This is a genomic window from Pseudoalteromonas sp. T1lg122, assembly GCF_002964825.1.
In the GTDB taxonomy this organism is placed as follows: Bacteria; Pseudomonadota; Gammaproteobacteria; order Enterobacterales; family Alteromonadaceae; genus Pseudoalteromonas; species Pseudoalteromonas gelatinilytica.
This window is the reverse complement of the sequence record NZ_PQCG01000031.1, coordinates 306,374-321,596: the sequence shown is the minus strand read 5'-3', so window position 1 is coordinate 321,596 and position 15,223 is coordinate 306,374. Positions and strand designations below refer to the sequence as shown.

The following is a 15,223-nucleotide window of genomic DNA, read 5'->3' as shown; positions in this document are numbered from 1 at the left end:
TTTATGCGAATTGGACTTAATCGTTCTGTGATGTTGGCAGCTCTACAAACTCTACCCAGTATTTCCCTAGTGTTTGCATTAACTCAACTAAACCTTCAAAAGTAACCGGTTTAGTGATGTATGATGCAGCGCCCAAGTCGTAGCCTTTAACCATATCTTCTTCTTGTTTTGATGTGGTTAAAATCACAACCGGTATGCCCTTCAAGTTAGGGTTGGCTTTGATGGCTTGTAAAGCTTCTCGACCATCCATACGCGGCATATTTAAATCGAGTAAAATCAAGCCCGGACGAGGCGAGTTTTCTTTTTCACTAAATTTGCCTTTACGCTCAAGGTATTCAAGCAGTTCTACACCGTCTTCAACAAAAAACAGCTCGTTCAATACACGGCTTTCGGCCAATGCGTCTTGGGTTAATAAACGATCATCTTCGTCGTCATCAGCCATTAAAATGGTAATTGGTTTAACTTTATTAAGTGGCATTACGCCTCTCCTTGTAATGTGAAAAGCGATGCTTCCACGGGTAATTTAATAGTGAAACTTGCCCCCTCACCAACGCGACTGCTTGCGGTTATTTCTCCGCCGTGACGCTCAACAATACGGCGACAAACCGATAAACCTATGCCTGTGCCTTTATATTGAGAACGACCATGCAATCGCTGAAACGGAACAAATATTTTTTCGAGATACTCTTCAGAAAAGCCGATGCCGTTATCTGAAATTGTAATAACTTCCCACTCCACATCGCTATTGTGAGTTTCGCTAAATTCTGACGTTCGTTGGTATGCAATATCAATCACAGGCGCAACATTCTCACGTCTAAACTTCACCGCATTAGAAAGAATATTTAAGAACAATTGCAGCATTTGGCTTGGATCGGCTTGAATGTGCGGTAAAGTATCAAGGTTAACTGTGGTTTCAGATTCTTTTATCGCAATTTCAAGATCATCAAGAACTTCTGCAACAACTTCATTTAAATCAGTATCAGTAAAATCTTTACCCCGGGTGGTTACGCGAGAGAACTCAAGCAGGTCATTGATTAAATTAGACATACGCTGCGCCGCATTTTTCATCCGGCTAATATAGTCGATACCTTTTTCACCGAGTTCATCTTTAAACATCTTTTCAAGGCGGTCACTGAAAGCTTGGATCTTACGCAGTGGCTCTTGTAAATCATGACTTGCAACAAAAGCAAAGTCTTCAAGCTCTCTGTTAGAGCGGCTTAGTTCGTCAGAATAGATGGTTAGCTCTTGCGTGCGCTCTGCGACTTTTGCCGCCAAGTTCTCGTTTTGTTGTTCAAGCTCTGCCCTGTACTTAGTTTGGTTGCGTAGGTTAATACGAGTTAACACAAACATACCAATAATCAATAAGGTACTGGTCACAGCGGTTATCAAAAATGTGAGCTTTGCTTCGTTTTTAATTTGCGACAGCTTCGCAAACTGCTCGATTTTAAAGTTAAGCTCACGCATTTGAATTTCATCAACCGCTACACGAATGTCTTTATATAATTCGCGGCCTTGGTCTGTTAGCAACAGTTGGCGTGCTTTAAGATCTTTATTTGCAAGGGCCAGATCGGTGGTTTTAGTCATCACCGCCACTTTGTCGTTTACTAGATAAATTAACCGCGCAATGCGGTCTGCCTGACCGGGTATTTCTGAATGCAAACTTTTCACAAGCATGATTTGCGCTTGCATCGACGCAATCGCATCATTGTAAGGGAGTAAATAGTCTTTACGATCGGTTAATAGATAACCACGCTGACCAGACTCAGCTTGCACCACAGATAAGTGCAAACGCTCAATCGCAGTGTTGAGTGAGTTGGTATTATCAAGGCTACTTTGTGTTTCAGTGAGTGAGCGAATGCTATTAAGGGCTAAAAACGCATTAGCCACCACAATACAAAGCACCACGGCAATAAAGCCAGCCCAACTGACTGCTATTTTTCCTTTTTGTTTTTGCATTTACTTCTCAATCTATGAGTGCTTAATCAGCTGCGTGAGCGTCGCTTATTTCCTGTAAGTGCTCACTACACTGCTGACAATTAGCAATAATTTTATTCAATGCCTCAAGTGCTTTTTGTTTTGGCATATCATTTTCTAATACGAGCTTAACTAACTCAGCATTCATCGAAATACGGTTTAGTGGCGCACGTGCATCATGCACCATTTTTCGTAAAGACTCGTTATTATTCATAGTTATCCTTTGTTATTTGTATTCGCCAATGCCTCCATAAGCATTTAAACGGTTATAAAGTGTTTTAGTACTGATCCCCAGCATTTGTGCTGCAATCGTCTTATTACCTTGTACTTTGTCTAAGGTCGCGTGGATCAATTCTTTTTCAACTTCTTCAATAGTTTGCCCAGCAACAACTTGGTTTGCTTGACTCTCTTTATTCACTTTAGAAAATGGCGACTCTAATGAATCAGGTAATGTAATAACGGAGCCTTTCGGGTCACTCATAATAAAAGCACGGTGAATAGCGTGACGAAGCTCACGTACGTTACCCGGCCAATCATGGGCCTCAAGCTCTTTGATTTGCGCCGCTTGCCATTTAAAGTCAGTGCCGTTTTCTTCATTAAGCTGCTCTAAAAAGGCATTGGCAAGCAGTGGAATATCTTCTTTGCGCTCACGAAGCGGTGGAATATCAATGGGGAATACCGCTAAACGAAAGTAAATGTCTTCACGTATAACATTGTTTTGCGCAAGGTCGGTCAAGGTGCGATTTGTTGCAGAAATAACACGGCAATTCACTGCTTGCTCTTTGGTGCCACCCACTCGAGTTACTTTTTTGCTTTCAAGCACACGCAGTAAATTTGGCTGCATATCAATTGGCATTTCGGTCACTTCATCTAAAAATAAAGTACCACCAGCAGCTTGCTCAAACACCCCCTCTTTACGAGCAATCGCACCTGTAAATGCGCCCTTTTCATGGCCAAAAAGCTCGCTACCAATCAGCTCTTTTGAAAATGCACCACAGTTAGTTGCTACTAACGGACCATCACAGTCAGTCGCATTATGAATCGCCTGCGCCACCACTTCTTTACCTGCACCACTTTCACCCATCAACATCACATTAGCAGAAGTGGCAGCGACGCGTTCAATCATAGTGTAAAGCTTTTGCATCACTTCAGATTCACCTATTAGAGTGCCGAAGTGGCGCTTTATTGCTGGCGTTGCTTTTTTCTTAGGGGCTGCTTTTTTAGGGTTAAGTACACGCTCAATGTCTTCACGTTGCAGTGGCTTAACTAGATGGCCGACATTTGGCTCACACATTTCAGCCAGCTTACCTTTTACTGAAGGGTGACCTGAAATTAACGTAACACGAGGCGATTGACCGATTGCTTTTAAGTGCTCAAGTAAATGAAGGCCGCTGCCATCTGGCAACATAAAATCTAAAAAGACATGATCAAACGTATTGTTTTCAAACCATTGCTCCGCTTCAGCAAGGTTCGCTGCAGTATTTATATTGTGCCCGAGGAACTCAACAATGTGACAAACTACATCACTAAATTCACTGTCATCATCAACCAAAAGTACGTTTAACATATTCATTCCCTAAGCTTTTTTAATCATTTTACGCACAGTTATATTGAAATGAAAACTATATGCGCTAGATACCTAAATAGTTCTTAATTCCAGTTATATTACCTTATTAGTTTCAATTTGGGGTAAGCATAATGAATTAAATGCGAAAAAAAAGTTATTATGGCACGTTCAATATTAAGCTAAGCTGTACTTGCATTAATTTAAAGTTGTAATCCTATGAAGTTATTAAGAAAAGTAGTTCACCCAAGTTTAAGTAATGACTATGGCACGGTGTTTATTCGTAACACTGCCCGCGCCATTGTTTTAAAAGGTGAACAAATACTACTTTTATACACCGCCCGTTATGATGACTACAGCCTACCTGGTGGTGGCGTTGATGAAGGCGAAAGCATTGAGCAAGGGCTTCTACGAGAGTTACATGAAGAAACAGGCGCACAACAAATTCAAATAAAGCAGCCACTAGGATTATACGAAGAAGTTAGGCCTTGGTATAAAGACGACTTTGATTGTGTTCATATCAAATCCTATTGCTACTTCTGTGAAATTAGTGATGAATTTGCAGACCCAAAAATGGAGCACTACGAAGTGCAAAATGGTATGCACCCTAAGTGGGTGAATATTTTTGATGCCATTGCACATAACGAAACCACCATGGCAATGAGTGAGAAACAGGGCCTATCGATTCAGCGCGAAACGTTTTTATTAAAGCTGATTGCTGACACTCTTTAAGTTACTTTACATTACTTTACGCAACCCTCAGCCATTGTGGCAGTCTATACTTATAATTAAAGCCAATTATAAGAGTAAACCATGAGTAAAGTAGCTGCCCTTTCAAAACCAACCATCCTGTTACATTGGACCGTTGCCATTTTGTTTATCGGCGTATTTGCGATGGGCATTTATGTTGCTGATTTTGCCGAGCCCCCCGCTAAATTTACCTATATGGGTTGGCATAAATCAATGGGCTTAGTGGTATTGGTTTTTGCCATTGCAAGACTCATTTGGCGTATTAAAGAAGGCGCATTACCTGCAACATCTGCAATGCCTAAATGGCAAACAGCAGTTGCTCACCTCACTCATGGCTTATTGTTACTTGCGACCCTAGCTATGCCGCTTTCTGGCTTTATCATGAGCTATGCGGGCGGTCGTGCAATTAGCTTCTTTGAGTTTGAGCTATTGAGCGCACCAGAGAAAACACCTTGGCTTGCTGATGCAGGCAGCTTTGTACACCACAGTTCAGTGCTTATTATCGTGGTGATTTTAGCCTTACACATTGCTGCTGCACTTAAACACCAGTTTGTTGATAAAGATGGCATGTTGAGCCGCATGCTAGGTAAGTCTTAAATCAAATTTAAGCGGGCTTAGGATGAGCATAAAAGCGCCATAAGCCCACTAAATTACTTATTAAAAACACCGTTTCCATTACCACTGCTAGTGGTGAAAAAACCAAAATGTTATGGACTATCCAACCAATCGTGCCAACAATCATCAGTATGCGTAAGGTAAAATCTTTGCCTTGGAATGAAGCATAAGTTTGCAGTAACGTTGCCGACAGCGCGATAAAGCTAATCCAGCTTTGCCAAGTAAGTAGTACTGCGCTAATACTCAAAAGCATAAAAGCTATCATCACCCAGGTTTTGCGGGCAAAAATACAATAGCCATAACGTAGTGCTGCAATCAGCATTAAACATGCAGCGCTGAAGTTATCGAGCAGCATAAAGTGCACAGATGTCAGTAAAACCGAGCTAAACAAACAAGCTAAAATTGCCTGCCTTTGTTTAAACTGAAATGAAGCCAAATCGAGTAATGTGGCAATGGCAACTAGGCTCTGAGATAAAATAAACATAACAACTCCTGAAAAATCAGCAGTGTAATGTTCACTATTTTGCTACGCCTTAACTTAAGTTAAGACGCCGTCTAATTCGCGATAAAGAAATCGCAGAAATCCCTAAATACATAGCAACCTCGGTTAAACTCAGTTGTTCAAGCCAATGCGGTTTTTGTTCCAGTAAATATTGATAACGCTGCTCAGGGGTATTGAGTAATAAAAACGCTTCTTTTGCTTCTTTAAACAATAATTGCTGACTAACTAACTGATGTTTAATTGCTTGCCAGTCAGCACTATCAAGTAAAACCAAAGGCACCTTAATAAGCTCAGCATCACGTATCACTTTGAGCTGGTAAAGCGCTGGGGTTTTGGTTAACCAGTTACCATATAGCAGTGCAAATTCATCTTGAAAGTAGAACTCTTTACACTTTTGCGCACCTTGCGATGATGCATGTAATGCCCCAAGCACCCCAGATATAATTAAGTAACCTGCATCTTGTTCGTCGCCTTGCTGCAATAAAACATCACCTTTAGCGTAACGCTTTATAGCGCATTGCCCAGCAAGCTTGTTACGAAATTCACAGGCTAGTTGATGGTAACTATCACCGAGCGGAAGTAACTGGGTATCTATCAAGATTGCCAACCTTGCATTAGTAATTCCGTCATTTGCTTGGCGTTTATACCTTCTCGAACCACAAAGCGCTCACCACACCAAAGCGGTGAAAAACCACTGTCACCTTTAGCCTCTGCTTTTGCACGTAATGCCGTCATCGCAATCGACGCATACGGAAAAGGCGGCGCTTGCTCTGGCATCGCGCCTAACTCTTGCATCACTCTGTTGCGTATTCCTCGTGCCGGGCGGCCAGAAAACAATGTCGTCAATTCGGTTGAGTTTGGTGCTACTGTTTTTAATACTTCACGATGCAAAGCACTTGTTGTCGCTTCTTCACAAAGTAAGTAAGCGCTCCCTACCTGCACTGCTGCTACACCTAATGCTTGATAGTGTGCTACATCTTCTGCTGTACAAATTCCACCAGCTGCAATAACGGGAATATCAAGCTTTACACACTCTCGCACCAATTGCGCTGTGGTTGGTTGCAGCGATAAATCCATCGATAAAAAATGACCGCGGTGGCCGCCTGCTTCAATCCCTTGTGCGATAACCGCATCGGCACCATTTGCTTGTAACCAACGCGCTTCATCTAACGTTGTGGCTGATGAAAGAACGACCCCGCCCCATGCTTTTATTTGAGAAACAATCTCTTTACTTGGCAGACCAAAGTGAAAGCTCACAACAGCAGGCTTATAAGGGGCGATAATATCGATCACTTGCTGATTAATTGGCTGGCGTGAGGCGTTACGGGTAAATTGTGAGACATCGACAGCAAACTCATCAAAATAAGATGTAAGCACATTATGCCAAGCAGTTTGCTGAGCCAGTGAATAGTCAGGTGTTTGATGGCAAAAGAAATTAAGATTGAACGGCTTATCCGTCTGCTGACTAATGTAATCAAGCTCTGAGACAAGCTGCTCAGCCGAGAGCATAGCGCAAGGTAACGAGCCAAGCCCCCCAGCTTCACACACAGCCACTGTCAGCTTGGCATTTTGCACACCCGCCATCGGTGCTTGAATAATCGCAAGTTCGGTATTTAACACTGAGTTTGTCATTACGTATTCCTTGTAAGTTTTGCAGCCTGTTGCAGTTTTTACAGAAAAAAGAGTGCCTAGTTAAGATTAAATAAAAATAAAAGGCATTTAAATCATATAGATAAAATATCGAAAATTAGGTATTAGCCTTGCAAACCTTTTCCTACAATTTTGTGAGGAGATAATGATGACTGATACTGTTACTACAATCAATCCAGCCAATGAGCAAACCTTAAATACGTATAATTTATTGTCATTGCAACAAGCACAGAGTGAAGTTGACCAATGTCATCAAGCTTTTTTAAAGTGGCGCACCACATCCCATAAACAGCGCGCTAAATTACTCAATCAACTTGCACAAGTGATTGAGTCTAATCAACAAGAATTAGCCCAATTGATGACCGATGAAATGGGCAAGTTATATCAACAAGGCCTACAAGAAGTTGAGCTTTGCGCTGCAATTTGTCGCTATACCGCTGAGCAAGGGCCCAAAGTGCTTGCTGATGAAAGCCGTGATATGCAAGACGGGCACGCAATTATTAGCTATCAACCAATCGGTGTCATTTTAGGTATCCAACCTTGGAACTTCCCGCTTTATCAAGTTATTCGCTATGCTTGCGCGAATATCATGGCGGGTAATACCACGGTGCTAAAACATGCTGGTAATGTATTTGGCATGGCCGAAAAAATTGAGCAGTTATTTACTCAAGCAGGTTTTGATGACTATTGCTTTAAAAACTTACTGATTGACGGCAAAACCGCAAGCAAGCTTATTGAGCACTCAGCTATTCGTGGCGTGACATTTACTGGTAGCGACGAAACAGGCAAAAAAGTGGCTGAGCTTGCGGGTAAACAGGTTAAGAAAACGGTACTCGAACTTGGCAGTAACGATGCCTATGTTGTACTCGATGATGCTAACTTAAATACGGCGATTACCGCATGTACGCAAGGGCGCTTGATCAATAACGGGCAAACCTGTGTTGCAGCAAAACGCTTTATTGTGGTTGATGCCTTATACGATGACTTTAAAGCCTTAATTAAAGAGCAATTTGAACAGGTTGTTCTTGGTGATCCGAATGATGAAAAAACCACGCTCGGCCCAATGGCCCGTAAAGATCTACGCGATAAGCTTCATCAGCAAGTGACTGAATCAGTAAATGCAGGTGCGTGCATAATTACCGGCGGTAAAGTTGCCGAACACACAGGCTTTTATTACACCCCGACTCTACTTGAAAATATAAAACCGGGCATGCCCGCTTACGATGATGAATTATTTGGCCCTGTAGCATCGCTTATTCGAGCAAAAGATAACGCTGAAGCAATGCAAATTGCTAATGATTCACGCTATGGTCTTGGTGGCGGTATTTTCTCAAAAGATGAACAAGCAGCCATTGAACTTGCAAAACACCATTTTGATACCGGTATGGTGAATATCAATGGCTATGGCCTTGCGCAGCCGAACTTACCATTTGGTGGTGTAAAAGACAGTGGCTATGGCCGTGAACACGGCGGCTTTGGACTACGAGAATTTGTTAATATCAAAACTATTATGGTCAACGACTAACCACAAAAAGGGCTCATTAGAGCCCTCTTTAATACTAAAACGTATCACTTTTCATACCAATCCGCTTAATTAAGTAGTCTATTTTGAGGCAATAAAACCTCGTTGATAACAAGGCAAAAATTTCGTTATTTAGTTGTTCTAAATGAGAAATTTTTAACGCAGTTAGCGACAGGTTTTATCCCACAAAATGATTAAGTATTATTGCGGGTTGGTATCAAACATTGGCACTTGCTGTTTGGAGGCTGATGGCATTTTTAACTCATCCACGGCTTTTTCTTTATCAATCTGCTCTTGTTGTTTTTGATTGTCAGAGTCGGGGTGATAAACAAGCTCAGTAAGCAGTGCAAAGTGATCAGAACCATACTTTGCCAAACGCTCAATACGCTTAACACTAAACTCATTACTATGAAAAAGGTGATCAAGCGGCCAGCGCATAAAGAAATAGCTGGCATGAAAGGTATTAAAAAAGCCGCGACCTTTACGTGGGTCTAACAAACCGCTAATACGCATAAACAAGCGGGTACTCCGCGACCATGCAACATCATTTAGATCACCGGCAACAATACAAGGTCGCAGTCTGTTTTTAAGTGCTTTCGCTAAAATTATCAGCTCAGTATCACGGGGTCGAGAGCTGTCTTCTTCTGTGGGGCTCGGAGGAGCAGGATGAATAAAGTGCCCTTGTACTTCTACGCCATCTGCATCTTCGAACAAAATATGGATTGAGGGGATATCGCTTTCTATAAGCTCACAAACTTGCTGTTGTTTGATTTTAAACTTGCTGTACAAGTGCATGCCATAACGATTATCTTTTGGGCAGTACACTCGATATGGGTATTCTTGCTCTAAACTGCTCAGTTTATTTTGCCAAGTTTGATCAGACTCTAACGTAATGAGTAAATCAGGTTGGTGCGTTTTAACTAAAGCAACGAGTTGGTCATATTCAGTGTTCGACATCAGTACATTTGCCGACATAATACGAATACTGTGCTTATCGGATTTATTACTTGAGGCAACTTCTTTATTAGCGAGCCTTGTGTAAGGGTAAATCCAGCCGACTTGTAAAAGCAACACGACGATACTCGCCAGAGCACAACCAATATAAAGCGCGGAGCCCGTACGACTGATTAAATAGCTTGCAGCAATTAAACTCGCACAAGCAAGGTAAACCACTTGCAAGCGTACAAAGTCACAACTGCGAATTAAATAATGTTGGGAATATGAAAATGGCAAGATTGAGACCACAAGCAGCATGGCCAATAGTGAACTCAATCCATAAGTCATGAACGATTCAAGCAAAACTAGCGGCTCAGAATAGAAATAATTTCTCGGGTATCTTCCACTAAACGCACGACAGTATCGTCGACTTGAATTGAAATTAGACCATCTCTGTCTCGTGATTTAATCACTTTACCGCGGCGGTAAATATCACGGTCAAGAATATCGCCTTTACGTAATTTCTTTTGCCAACCAGGTGGTAAATCACCACCATTATCAAGTTTCTTTTCAAGGCCAGGTGGCAGACTTTTATCTTTGTCCTTATCCTTGTCTTTATCTTTTGCAAGTGCGCCAGCCGTCACTAGGCTTAAACCAATCACTGCAACTGTTAACAATGCTTTCATGCGAGTGCTCCTTTTATTAGTCCAAATTAAGCGTAGCAAGTTTTTCTGAACTGGGTATGAAACAAGCTAAAAAAAAGCCGCTAAGCGGCTTTTGACAGGATTAACGATGGCGAGTAACGATTGATAAAATCTCTCGCGTATCGTGTACTAGATGAATAAGACGGTCATCGATTTCGATGGCAATAATGCCATTTCGGTCGCGACGTTTAATCACTCGACCATGGCGATATATATCTCGGTCAAGAATATCACCATGGTGATAACGCTTATACCAACCTGGTGGTAAGCCACCACCATGCCCTACTTTTTTGTATAAACCGGGTGGTAAATCACGGTAGCTGTAATGGTCATATCGGTCATGACGATCATGTCTGTCATGATGATGATGCTTGTGATGTTTTTTATGTTTATGCTTTTTGCGTTCGTGTTTTTGTTCGTATCTATCATGGTCACGATCATGTTTCGCGTTTGCTTCCATAGGTATCAAACTCAAACCTAAAACGGCAACTGAGATAGTAATTAATTTATTCATAATAGAGACCCTCAACGTTTGCTCTTGATAAAAAGCCTAACGTTTTAGCCTGAATCATAGATGAAGGGTTACAATTTAAAAACGCAACTGTTTACATATCAACACATTAGAAAGCCAATCTTTACATTTCTTTAAACATCTTTGGCACTATTTACGAAAAATCAAGTCTGAGTTACAGTTCCAGTTGCAGTGTTTGTCTTTATATTTGCAACATAAACAAACGCTTCTTCACTACATAATAAGGATAATTTATGAATGTACTAAAATGGTGTTTGATAATTAGTATTACTGCACTAACAGGTTGTAGTGCCATGATGAGCCAATATGGCAATCAAAAAACGCAATCAAGTTCATTGGTTGAGTACCTTTACCCAGACCAACAAGACAGAGCTGCACACCAAGCAACAATTCCAACCTTGAACTTACCTGCCACAGTAGGGATTGCCTTTATCCCTAACAAGTACAATGATGGCTTGCATCATGGGGATGAAGTCGCACTGCTTAATAAAGTTAAAAAGCAGTTTAAGCAATATGACTACATAGACCGTATTGAAGTGATCCCAAGCACTTACTTAAAAGGTAGTGAAGGATTTACCGCATTAGAGCAAGTTTCTCGTTTATATGATGTGGATATTATGGCGCTTGTTTCGTACGACCAAGTGTCGCAAAGCTTAGAAAATAACGCTGCGTTTTTATATCTAACGATTGTTGGTTTATATGTGATTCCGGGCAATGAAAACTCAGTACAAACCTTTGTAGATACCGCCGTATTTGACGTAAAAAGCCGAAAAATGCTGTTTCGCGCGCCAGGTATTCATAAAGCAGAGCAACGCAGCACAGCGATTGGCATCGATGAAGTCGCTAAAGAGCAGTCACTAGCAAGCTTTAATGGTGCCGTTGATGACATGATCACAAATCTCGATGCTGAATTGGCGCAATTTAAAACCCGCGTAAAAGAAGAAAAAGTGGCTAATGTCACGCACAGAAATGGTACTGGCGGCAGTAGCTTATTCTGGTTAGTGGCAGTACTGGCAGGTTTTGCCGTACATCGCCGTAATGCATAACAGACAAAGTTATTAATCGCGAAAGCTTTTACCCATCCTAAAAAGCAGATACCCTTTGGTTTTTGTTGTACCTAACCAAAGGGTTTTCATGAAGTTGTCGATACTCTCAGTGCTTGTGAGCACCTCATTATTTAACCATCAAGCTTTCGCTAATAATGAGCTAGAACATATTACAACGACCGCCTCGCGCAGCGAAGTGTTGGCAGATCCACTCCCTGTTGTCGTCAGCAGTATTTCACAAAAGCAACTGGCTCTTATCGCTCCAACTCACATTGAACAAGCCCTAAGGCAAGTGGCCGGTGCCAATCTTCAACATGGTAACGGACAAGAGTATTTACCCGCTTTACGTTCACCTGTACTTTCTGGCGCAGGTGCCTGTGGCGGCTTACTCACTGCCGAAGACGGTATTCCACTTCGCGCAGCCGGTTTTTGCAACATCAATGAGTTATTCGAAGCCCACACTGAAATGGCTGAACGCATCGAAGTACTGAAAGGTCCGGGCTCTGCACTTTATGGTTCAAACGCAGTGCATGGTGTGATCAACGTAATCACCCCAGATACAACCTACGACCATAACCAACTTGGTTTTGATTACGGCTCGTTTGGCTACACCCGCTACAAACTAGGTACGGGGCGTGACTTTGGCCAACAAGGTTTAGGCATTAATGCTACGATCACCCGAGATACGGGTTATCGTGATGATGAAAGTGTTGATCAAGAAAAGCTATCACTGCGTCACCGTTTTGATGGCAAAAAACTAAACGTAAGTACAGGCCTGACTTACACCCATTTAGATCAACAAACGGCTGGTTTTATTGAAGGCTTTGAAAGCTATAAAAATGAGCAAATAGCTCAGTCTAATTTTGACCCCGATGCATTTCGTAAAGCCCGATCTTTGCGTGTTTGGTCAAAGCTAAATTGGACACAAGATGAGGCTAACAGCTTTACCTTAACGCCTTATATCCGCGACCAAGACATGACCTTCTTTAAGCATTTTTTACCGGGTACTCCCCTTGAAGAAAATGCTCAGCAAGGTGTTGGCCTTCAATCAAGCTGGCAGCATAAGTTGACCGGTTCTAGCCTGTTAACTGTTGGCTTTGATGGTGAGCTTACAGATGCTGACTTTTTACAATATCAAGATAGCCCAACTGAAGGCTCAGCGTTTTTAGTCGCCACCGTGCCTCAAGGTAAACATTACGACTATCAAGTAACTAGCACTCTATTAGCACCAATTGTTAACCTTGATTGGCAACTTGATGAGTTACTCATCAGCCTAGGTGGCCGATACGAGCGTATGCGATATGACTACGACAACCATATGTTGGCTGGTCTTACAAAAGACGATGGTACTCCATGCGCAATGGGTGGGTGTCGCTATTCTCGACCAGAAAGCGGCGTAAATCGCTTTACTCACTTTTCGCCAAAGCTTGGTTTAAGCTATCAATTTGCAGATAACCAGTTTATCTATGCCAATGCTTCAGAAGGTTATCGAGCACCGCAAGCGGCAGAGCTTTATCAGTTACAACGCGAACAAAATGTCGCAGATCTAAAATCTGAAACTGCTAAAAACCTAGAGCTTGGTTTAAAAGGTCAACAAGCACAGCTGCATTATGTAGTTAGCATTTATGCAATGAATAAAAAGAACGTAATTTTCCGCGACAGTGATTTTTATTACGTCAATGATGGCCAAACCCAGCATCGTGGTATTGAGCTTGAGTTAGCCTATGCCATAACGCCTAGCCTATCGATGCAGTTAGCCGCGAGCCACGCCAAGCATACATACAGTTATGACCAATTACTTAGCGGAGTTAATATCAATGGTAATCTCATTGATACTGCACCACGTAACATCGCTAACTTACAGCTACTATGGCAAGCAAACGACATAACGCGTGTTGGCCTTGAGTTACATACCACCAGCAGCTACTTTACTGATCCTGAAAACCAGCATAGTTACGAAGGCCATTCATTAGTAAATTTAAGAGCGGCGTGGCAGCTAACAGACAACCTAACGGTGACTGCGCGAATAAACAATTTAACCGACGAGCGTTATGCAGAGCGCGCTGACTACACTACATTTAGTGGCGACCGCTACTTTCCGGGTAGACCGCGCAATGCCATGTTATCAGCAAGTTATCAGTTTTAAATAACCGCATTTTTTGGTGAGCTATCTCATAGTTCACCCACACTGTTTAGTGTTTTGGTATGATAAATGTACCTCTTGCTATTACTCCTAAACAGCGTGACATCTTCTCAAAATCTAATTCGTAACCTTCTTTTAGTGCTGGGCATTTTTCTTATTGCAGCCAGTTTACGTGCCCCTATCACTGGTATTGCACCGGTGCTTGAACAGATCATTGAACAATTTAAGTTAAATGCATCACAAGCTGGCATGTTGACGACATTACCTTTAATCGCGTTTGCTATTGCCTCGCCTATGGCAGCAAGCCTTGCTAAAAAGTGCGGCCTTGAAGTATCACTGTTCATTGCCCTGGTACTCATAGGCATAGGGGTTGTCTCTCGAGTTATTGATTCTGCCACCGTGCTATTTATTGGCACCGCTGTAATTGGTGTCGGTATCGCGATTGGTAATGTGTTATTACCAAGCTTAATAAAACGTGACTTTCCACACAAAGTAGCAGTAATGACGTCTAGTTATGTTTTAGCAATGGGCATTTTTGGTGGCAGCTATTCAGCACTCATCATTCCACTAGCTGAGTATAAAGACCTTGGTTGGCAATTGGCGCTTGCCAGTTATGCCTTATTGGTTGTGCTGGCTATTGTGGTGTGGTTACCACAACTTAAGCAACATACCATGCCAAAACAGGCATCCGTTTCAAACAGTACACAAAGCAAAATTTGGCACTCTGCACTTGCTTGGCAAATCACCTTATTACTTGGCTTTAACTCCTTTTTCACTTATATCATGCTAGGTTGGCTACCCAGCATTTTAATAGAAGGCGGCCATAGTGCGCAGCATGCGGGTGCTTTGCAAGGCGCCTTTCAAGTAGCCTCTGCGCTGCCAGGTATTGTGCTTATTCCACTACTTGCCAAATTAAAAGATCAACGCATCTTAACCCTAAGCTTGGCATTACTTGGCGCGCTTTGTTCTGTTGGATTATTAGTTGCGCCTAGCTTTGCGATGCTTTGGTCAGTCACCTTAGGTTTTTGCTCAGGTGCCTGTTTTATCTTGGGCTTATCATTTGTAAGCCTGCGCACTCATGACTCAATGCAAGCCGCTGCGTTATCGGGTATGGCACAATGTATCGGGTATTTATTGGCTGCAACAGGCCCTATTATTGCGGGCGCCTTACATAGTTATTTTAATAACTGGGCGGGAGCACTTTGGCTGTGTATTGCATCAAGCCTATTGTGTGCTTTATTTGGTTACTTAAGTGGCCGAAATATCACTATCGGCCAACAATAAA

General features: G+C 42.2%; 16 protein-coding genes. 6 read left to right on the top strand and 10 right to left on the bottom strand.

Translation table 11 applies throughout. The annotated features are described in order from the left end of the window. Window positions 1–16 precede the first annotated feature (16 nt). From C2M33_RS12295 to C2M33_RS12280, 4 genes are read right to left on the bottom strand one after another with little or no spacing between them, the layout of a single operon-like run. The gene (locus tag C2M33_RS12295) at window positions 17–478 is read right to left on the bottom strand and encodes a response regulator (RefSeq protein WP_062566100.1); all 462 of its coding nucleotides are present in this window, start codon (window positions 476–478) and stop codon (window positions 17–19) included. Next, window positions 478–1,956, bottom strand: a complete 1,479-nt coding sequence (locus C2M33_RS12290) for a sensor histidine kinase (protein ID WP_063702182.1) — start codon at window positions 1,954–1,956, stop codon at window positions 478–480. The genes C2M33_RS12295 and C2M33_RS12290 overlap by 1 nt, the downstream gene beginning before the upstream one ends. 22 nt (window positions 1,957–1,978) lie before the next feature. Then, a complete protein-coding gene (locus C2M33_RS12285) occupies window positions 1,979–2,188 on the bottom strand; it encodes a hypothetical protein (protein WP_063702180.1) in 210 nt (69 codons plus the stop codon). A 12-nt stretch (window positions 2,189–2,200) separates the two neighbouring features. Further along, window positions 2,201–3,541, bottom strand: a complete 1,341-nt coding sequence (locus C2M33_RS12280; RefSeq protein ID WP_063702178.1) for a sigma-54-dependent transcriptional regulator — start codon at window positions 3,539–3,541, stop codon at window positions 2,201–2,203. A 216-nt stretch (window positions 3,542–3,757) separates the two neighbouring features. Between C2M33_RS12280 and C2M33_RS12275 the strand changes: the two genes are divergently transcribed. Both C2M33_RS12275 and C2M33_RS12270 read left to right on the top strand, forming a co-directional pair. Beyond that, window positions 3,758–4,270, top strand: a complete 513-nt coding sequence (locus C2M33_RS12275) for an NUDIX hydrolase (protein ID WP_063702176.1) — start codon at window positions 3,758–3,760, stop codon at window positions 4,268–4,270. 81 nt (window positions 4,271–4,351) lie between these two features. After that, window positions 4,352–4,885, top strand: a complete 534-nt coding sequence (locus C2M33_RS12270; protein ID WP_063702174.1) for a cytochrome b — start codon at window positions 4,352–4,354, stop codon at window positions 4,883–4,885. Between the two features lie 7 nt (window positions 4,886–4,892). On the opposite strand, the gene C2M33_RS12265 is transcribed toward C2M33_RS12270, so the two are convergent. The 3 genes from C2M33_RS12265 to C2M33_RS12255 are packed head-to-tail and all read right to left on the bottom strand — an operon-like array spanning window position 4,893 to window position 7,037. After that, on the bottom strand, window positions 4,893–5,387 hold the full coding sequence (locus C2M33_RS12265) for a YgjV family protein (RefSeq protein WP_063702172.1): 495 nt from the start codon (window positions 5,385–5,387) through the stop codon (window positions 4,893–4,895). Window positions 5,388–5,436: 49 nt separating this feature from the next. Further along, on the bottom strand, window positions 5,437–6,003 hold the full coding sequence (locus C2M33_RS12260; protein ID WP_063702170.1) for a Crp/Fnr family transcriptional regulator: 567 nt from the start codon (window positions 6,001–6,003) through the stop codon (window positions 5,437–5,439). Then, window positions 6,000–7,037: an NAD(P)H-dependent flavin oxidoreductase gene (locus C2M33_RS12255; protein ID WP_063702167.1), complete on the bottom strand. Its 1,038-nt coding sequence runs from the start codon at window positions 7,035–7,037 to the stop codon at window positions 6,000–6,002. The genes C2M33_RS12260 and C2M33_RS12255 overlap by 4 nt, the downstream gene beginning before the upstream one ends. A 166-nt stretch (window positions 7,038–7,203) precedes the next feature. On the opposite strand from C2M33_RS12255, the gene C2M33_RS12250 reads away from it, so the two are divergent. Next, on the top strand, window positions 7,204–8,580 hold the full coding sequence (locus C2M33_RS12250; RefSeq protein ID WP_063702165.1) for an NAD-dependent succinate-semialdehyde dehydrogenase: 1,377 nt from the start codon (window positions 7,204–7,206) through the stop codon (window positions 8,578–8,580). 198 nt (window positions 8,581–8,778) lie between these two features. On the opposite strand, the gene C2M33_RS12245 is transcribed toward C2M33_RS12250, so the two are convergent. The 3 genes from C2M33_RS12245 to C2M33_RS12235 all read right to left on the bottom strand — a co-directional run bounded on the left by C2M33_RS12245 (window position 8,779) and on the right by C2M33_RS12235 (window position 10,731). Then, the gene (locus tag C2M33_RS12245) at window positions 8,779–9,861 is read right to left on the bottom strand and encodes an endonuclease/exonuclease/phosphatase family protein (RefSeq protein ID WP_105174574.1); all 1,083 of its coding nucleotides are present in this window, start codon (window positions 9,859–9,861) and stop codon (window positions 8,779–8,781) included. A 17-nt stretch (window positions 9,862–9,878) separates the two neighbouring features. Then, window positions 9,879–10,199, bottom strand: a complete 321-nt coding sequence (locus C2M33_RS12240; protein ID WP_063702163.1) for a hypothetical protein — start codon at window positions 10,197–10,199, stop codon at window positions 9,879–9,881. Window positions 10,200–10,299: 100 nt separating this feature from the next. Then, on the bottom strand, window positions 10,300–10,731 hold the full coding sequence (locus tag C2M33_RS12235; RefSeq protein ID WP_063702161.1) for a hypothetical protein: 432 nt from the start codon (window positions 10,729–10,731) through the stop codon (window positions 10,300–10,302). 251 nt (window positions 10,732–10,982) lie between these two features. Between C2M33_RS12235 and rhlP the strand changes: the two genes are divergently transcribed. The 3 genes from rhlP (at window position 10,983) to C2M33_RS12220 (ending at window position 15,222) form a co-directional block, all read left to right on the top strand. Beyond that, window positions 10,983–11,795 carry a rhombotarget lipoprotein gene (gene rhlP / locus C2M33_RS12230; RefSeq protein ID WP_105174545.1) on the top strand — a complete coding sequence of 271 codons (813 nt, stop codon included), beginning with the start codon at window positions 10,983–10,985 and terminating at the stop codon, window positions 11,793–11,795. Between the two features lie 88 nt (window positions 11,796–11,883). Then, the gene (locus C2M33_RS12225; protein WP_105174544.1) at window positions 11,884–13,941 is read left to right on the top strand and encodes a TonB-dependent receptor; all 2,058 of its coding nucleotides are present in this window, start codon (window positions 11,884–11,886) and stop codon (window positions 13,939–13,941) included. 66 nt (window positions 13,942–14,007) lie between these two features. After that, window positions 14,008–15,222, top strand: coding sequence for an MFS transporter (locus C2M33_RS12220; protein WP_082874006.1), 1,215 nt, complete (start codon window positions 14,008–14,010; stop codon window positions 15,220–15,222). Window position 15,223: the final 1 nt, after the last annotated feature.

Bases quoted from the DNA above. Each gene is read 5' to 3' on its own strand.
- C2M33_RS12295 (WP_062566100.1), bottom strand. From the start codon at position 478: ATGCCACTTAATAAAGTTAAACCAATTACCATTTTAATGGCTGATGAC.
- C2M33_RS12290 (WP_063702182.1), bottom strand. From the start codon at position 1,956: ATGCAAAAACAAAAAGGAAAAATAGCAGTCAGTTGGGCTGGCTTTATT.
- C2M33_RS12285 (WP_063702180.1), bottom strand. From the start codon at position 2,188: ATGAATAATAACGAGTCTTTACGAAAAATGGTGCATGATGCACGTGCG.
- C2M33_RS12280 (WP_063702178.1), bottom strand. From the start codon at position 3,541: ATGTTAAACGTACTTTTGGTTGATGATGACAGTGAATTTAGTGATGTA.
- C2M33_RS12275 (WP_063702176.1), top strand. From the start codon at position 3,758: ATGAAGTTATTAAGAAAAGTAGTTCACCCAAGTTTAAGTAATGACTAT.
- C2M33_RS12270 (WP_063702174.1), top strand. From the start codon at position 4,352: ATGAGTAAAGTAGCTGCCCTTTCAAAACCAACCATCCTGTTACATTGG.
- C2M33_RS12265 (WP_063702172.1), bottom strand. From the start codon at position 5,387: ATGTTTATTTTATCTCAGAGCCTAGTTGCCATTGCCACATTACTCGAT.
- C2M33_RS12255 (WP_063702167.1), bottom strand. From the start codon at position 7,037: ATGACAAACTCAGTGTTAAATACCGAACTTGCGATTATTCAAGCACCG.
- C2M33_RS12250 (WP_063702165.1), top strand. From the start codon at position 7,204: ATGACTGATACTGTTACTACAATCAATCCAGCCAATGAGCAAACCTTA.
- C2M33_RS12245 (WP_105174574.1), bottom strand. From the start codon at position 9,861: ATGACTTATGGATTGAGTTCACTATTGGCCATGCTGCTTGTGGTCTCA.
- C2M33_RS12240 (WP_063702163.1), bottom strand. From the start codon at position 10,199: ATGAAAGCATTGTTAACAGTTGCAGTGATTGGTTTAAGCCTAGTGACG.
- C2M33_RS12235 (WP_063702161.1), bottom strand. From the start codon at position 10,731: ATGAATAAATTAATTACTATCTCAGTTGCCGTTTTAGGTTTGAGTTTG.
- rhlP (WP_105174545.1), top strand. From the start codon at position 10,983: ATGAATGTACTAAAATGGTGTTTGATAATTAGTATTACTGCACTAACA.
- C2M33_RS12225 (WP_105174544.1), top strand. From the start codon at position 11,884: ATGAAGTTGTCGATACTCTCAGTGCTTGTGAGCACCTCATTATTTAAC.
- C2M33_RS12220 (WP_082874006.1), top strand. From the start codon at position 14,008: ATGTACCTCTTGCTATTACTCCTAAACAGCGTGACATCTTCTCAAAAT.